This window comes from Flavobacterium sp. (assembly GCF_043773265.1).
Classification (GTDB): Bacteria; Bacteroidota; Bacteroidia; order Flavobacteriales; family Flavobacteriaceae; genus Flavobacterium.
This window is the reverse complement of record NZ_JAYVFH010000189.1, coordinates 1-4048: the sequence shown is the minus strand read 5'-3', so window position 1 is coordinate 4048 and position 4048 is coordinate 1. Positions and strand designations below refer to the sequence as shown.

Annotated in this window: 2 protein-coding genes and 1 pseudogene; 2 read left to right on the top strand and 1 reads right to left on the bottom strand. The window is 31.4% G+C overall.

The window, feature by feature from the left end; genetic code table 11:
• A pseudogene (locus tag ACH2BO_RS10065) lies at window positions 1-525 on the bottom strand (DNA ligase-associated DEXH box helicase); the annotation flags it as partial.
• 431 nt (window positions 526-956) lie between these two features.
• On the opposite strand from ACH2BO_RS10065, the gene pruA reads away from it, so the two are divergent.
• Window positions 957-2585, top strand: coding sequence for an L-glutamate gamma-semialdehyde dehydrogenase (gene pruA / locus ACH2BO_RS10060; protein ID WP_395044613.1), 1629 nt, complete (start codon window positions 957-959; stop codon window positions 2583-2585).
• Between the two features lie 136 nt (window positions 2586-2721).
• A partial coding sequence (locus ACH2BO_RS10055) for an esterase/lipase family protein (RefSeq protein WP_395044612.1) occupies window positions 2722-4048 on the top strand: 1327 nt, incomplete at its 3' end.

Here is a 4048-nt window from a genome sequence, read left to right as displayed (position 1 = left end):
TAAAGAGTAGCCGAATAATATAGAAGTTTTACCTTCTGCCCTATTTTCTGCCCACCAATTATTAATGTCTGTCATCACTTCCGCTTGTGGAGTCCATTTAAAAGCAGGTAATCCAAAAGTACATTCTGTTATAAAAGTATCACATTTTACCACTTCATACGGAACCGAAATTCCGTCATCTTCGGTTTTATAATCGCCAGTAAAAACCCAAACTTCACCCAAATGTTCCACTCTAATTTGAGCACTTCCAATAATATGTCCGGCAGGATGAAGCGAAAATTTCACATTATTAATTACAAAAGTCTCATTCCAATCTTTTCCAGTTACATTTATTTCGCCCAAACGATGCCTAATTATCGGTACATTGGTGTTGTGCGTAATGTAATTTTCGTGTCCCCAACGCGAATGATCGGCATGACCATGTGTAATTATTGCATTTTTCACAGGTCGCCACGGATCAAGATAAACATCTGCTTGTTGACAATAAATTCCTTTATTATTAAAAGCTAAAAGTGGAATTTTCATTAATTACTAAGTTTTGATAAAATTACAATATTAAAAACATCTCAAAAATAATTGTAATCACTTTAACAATTGTTATACTTTTTACGAAATATATTATTAAATTTCTAGTTTTTTTAAAGCCAATCCAGCCATCATCCCAAATCTTTTATTGTCGCTTCTTTTTTTTCAATACTCAAAAAGGAACTTCCTGCGGTCGTTCTTTTTGAGCAGAAAAAAATAGTCGCCATAAAAAAAGGATTTTCCTTTCAGTCTGGGCTAACTGGCGACGGTAATAACAATGTTAAATCATTATAAAAAATCAAATTATCCTTCGTACTTTTGTATAAATTTTAAAAGTATCAAGATTGAAGTATTAAGTATCAAGACTTATTAATTCACTCCGTTTTTTACTTTTTTAAATCTTAATACTTGAATCTTAATACTAAATAAAAATGTTAAAAGGATTTTTTCACGTACCAAAAGCCGTAAACGAACCAGTAAAATCGTACGCACCAAATTCTCCAGAAAAAGCAGCCGTTCTTGCAGAATATAAAAAAATGTGGAACACCACAATCGATGTTCCTTTATATATAGGTAGCGAAGAAATTCGCACAGGAAATACCAAAACAATGACTGCGCCACACAACCATAAACATAGTGTTGGAACGTATCATTTAGCCGAAAAAAGTCACGTTGAAAAAGCCATTGACAATGCTTTAGAAAGTAAAACCAAATGGGCAAATATGGCTTGGGAACAACGTGCAGCCATCTTTTTAAAAGCTGCCGAATTAATTGCTGGACCATATCGTGCCAAAATAAATGCAGCAACAATGATTGCGCAATCTAAAAATATTTTTCAAGCAGAAATTGATGCGTCTTGCGAATTGATTGACTTTTTGCGTTACAACGTAGAATTTATGACGCAAATTTATAACGATCAACCAAAATCTAATTCTGATGTTTGGAATAGATTGGAATATCGTCCATTAGAAGGATTTGTATATGCCATAACACCATTTAATTTTACAGCAATTGCTGCAAATTTACCAGCAAGTGCCGCAATGATGGGAAATGTTGTGATATGGAAACCAAGTGACAGCCAAGTTTTTTCTGCTAAAATAATTATTGATGTTTTTAAAGAAGCTGGCGTTCCAGATGGCGTTATCAATGTAGTTTTTGGCGATGCACAAATGATTAGCGAAACTGTTTTTGCAAGCCGTGATTTTGCAGGAATTCATTTTACAGGATCAACTCATGTTTTTAAAGACATTTGGAAAACTATTGGAAATAACATTCATCATTATAAAACCTATCCAAGAATTGTGGGTGAAACTGGTGGAAAAGATTTTATTGTAGCGCATCCAAGTGCCAATGTGAAACAAGTTGTAACTGGAATTGTTCGTGGTGCTTTTGAATTTCAGGGTCAAAAATGTTCTGCAGCTTCAAGAGCTTATATTCCTCAAAGCTTGTGGAACGATGTAAAATCGCAATTAATTACAGATGTAAAATCGTTGAAAATGGGTTCACCAGAAGATTTTGGTAACTTTGTAACAGCAGTAATTCACGAAGGTTCGTTTGATAAATTGGCAAGCTTTATAGATCAAGCCAAAAAAGATACTGATGCCGAAATTATTGTTGGTGGAAATTATGATAAATCGGTAGGTTATTTCATTGAACCAACAGTTATCGTTACTACAAACCCGAAATATGCTACAATGGAAACCGAACTTTTTGGACCAGTAATGACAATTTATGTTTATGATGATAAAAATTGGGTAGAAACTTTAAAATTAGTTGACGAAACTTCAGAATATGCTTTAACTGGAGCTATTTTTAGTCAAGACAGATATGCCATTGAAGAAGCAACAATAGCGTTACAAAACGCTGCAGGAAATTTTTATATTAATGATAAACCAACTGGCGCAGTTGTAGGAATGCAACCATTTGGTGGCGCAAGAGCTTCTGGAACTAATGATAAAGCAGGTTCGGCTTTAAATTTATTGCGTTGGGCTTCACCAAGAACTATAAAAGAAACATTTGTTACGCCTGAGGATTATCGTTATCCGTTTTTGGGAGAATAAAGTGTAAGTTCTAGGTGTGAAATACTAAGCACGAAGTTAAATAATAAATTAATAAAAAGTTCAAACAAAAAAGTTTGAACTTTTTTGTTTCTAATTGTTAATTTTTTGTATATTCGGAGCTCAAAATCAACAAACTATGAAGTCAAAAATTACTTTACTTATTATTTTTTTATTTTCTTTAACTTGTTTTAGCCAAGACAAAACCTACGATTTATTAAAAAATAAAACACAAACTAATATTTTATATGATAGGGTTTTTGCCTTGTCAAATGCTACAAAGTTAAATTTAAAAAAAATTTCTACCAATGATTTCTTACAAGTTTACCATGAAATACAACGTGCAGATTTTAATGAAAGATTACCAAAATTAGAAACTCTAAAAAACGAAGCCAATCTTGGTTTTGCAGAAAATCAAATTCCGTTATCTATTTTAATATCTGATTTTGAAACCATCAAAACATCTGAAATTGAAAATAAAAATGTATTTTTAAATGCATTAAATAAAATGGAAGCTAAATCATCTGCAGGTTCTATTTTTGAGACACATTCTATTACAGTTTTGGGAGCTTTACTTCAAAAATCTAAAACTAATAATGTAGCATTTATTTTAAAAGATAATTTAATTTTTAATACTACATCTAAAACTATTTCACAAGTTCAAGTACAATTAGAAAGCTCTAAAAATTGGAAAACCATTCAAAATAACGAATCATTTAAAATTAATTTTCCAAATAATGGCAAACATAGTATCAATTTTAAAATTACACTTTCTACAGGAGAAGTTATAAACGAATCAATAACATTTGATGTTGAAAATCAAAATTATAATTCGAATAAAAATACTGATTTACAATTAGCACCCAATGTTGTAAATTCAATTTCATCTACAATTCCGTACCAAGGTTATAGCGAAACTGCTGCATTTAATGGAAAAGGAGAATATGAAGTATTTATGGATACTACAACTGGTGTTCTTGATAAACCTATTTTTTTATTGGATGGTTTTGATCCTGGAGACACCAGAAATACAAGTATAATTTACAATTTATTAAATTATGGTGTAGGTCAAAATCTTGCTAATGATTTAAGAGCACAAGGATTTGATATTATAATTTTAAATTTTCCAACTTACACTAGACCAAATACTACAACAGTTATTGATGGTGGCGTAGATTATATTCAAAGAAATGCTATGATTTTGGTTGAATTAATCAATCAAATAAATGCATTAAAAGTTGGAACAGAAAAAAATGTTGTTATTGGACCAAGTATGGGTGGATTAATTTCTCGTTATGCTTTAAGATATATGGAAATGAATAATTTAAGCCATGATACACGTTTATATATATCGTTCGACGCACCACATTTAGGCGCTAATGTACCAATTGGATTTCAGCATCTTTTTAATTACATGGCCTACGGACCTTTAGGAAATACTGCGGTGCAACCAATTGTTGATGGAT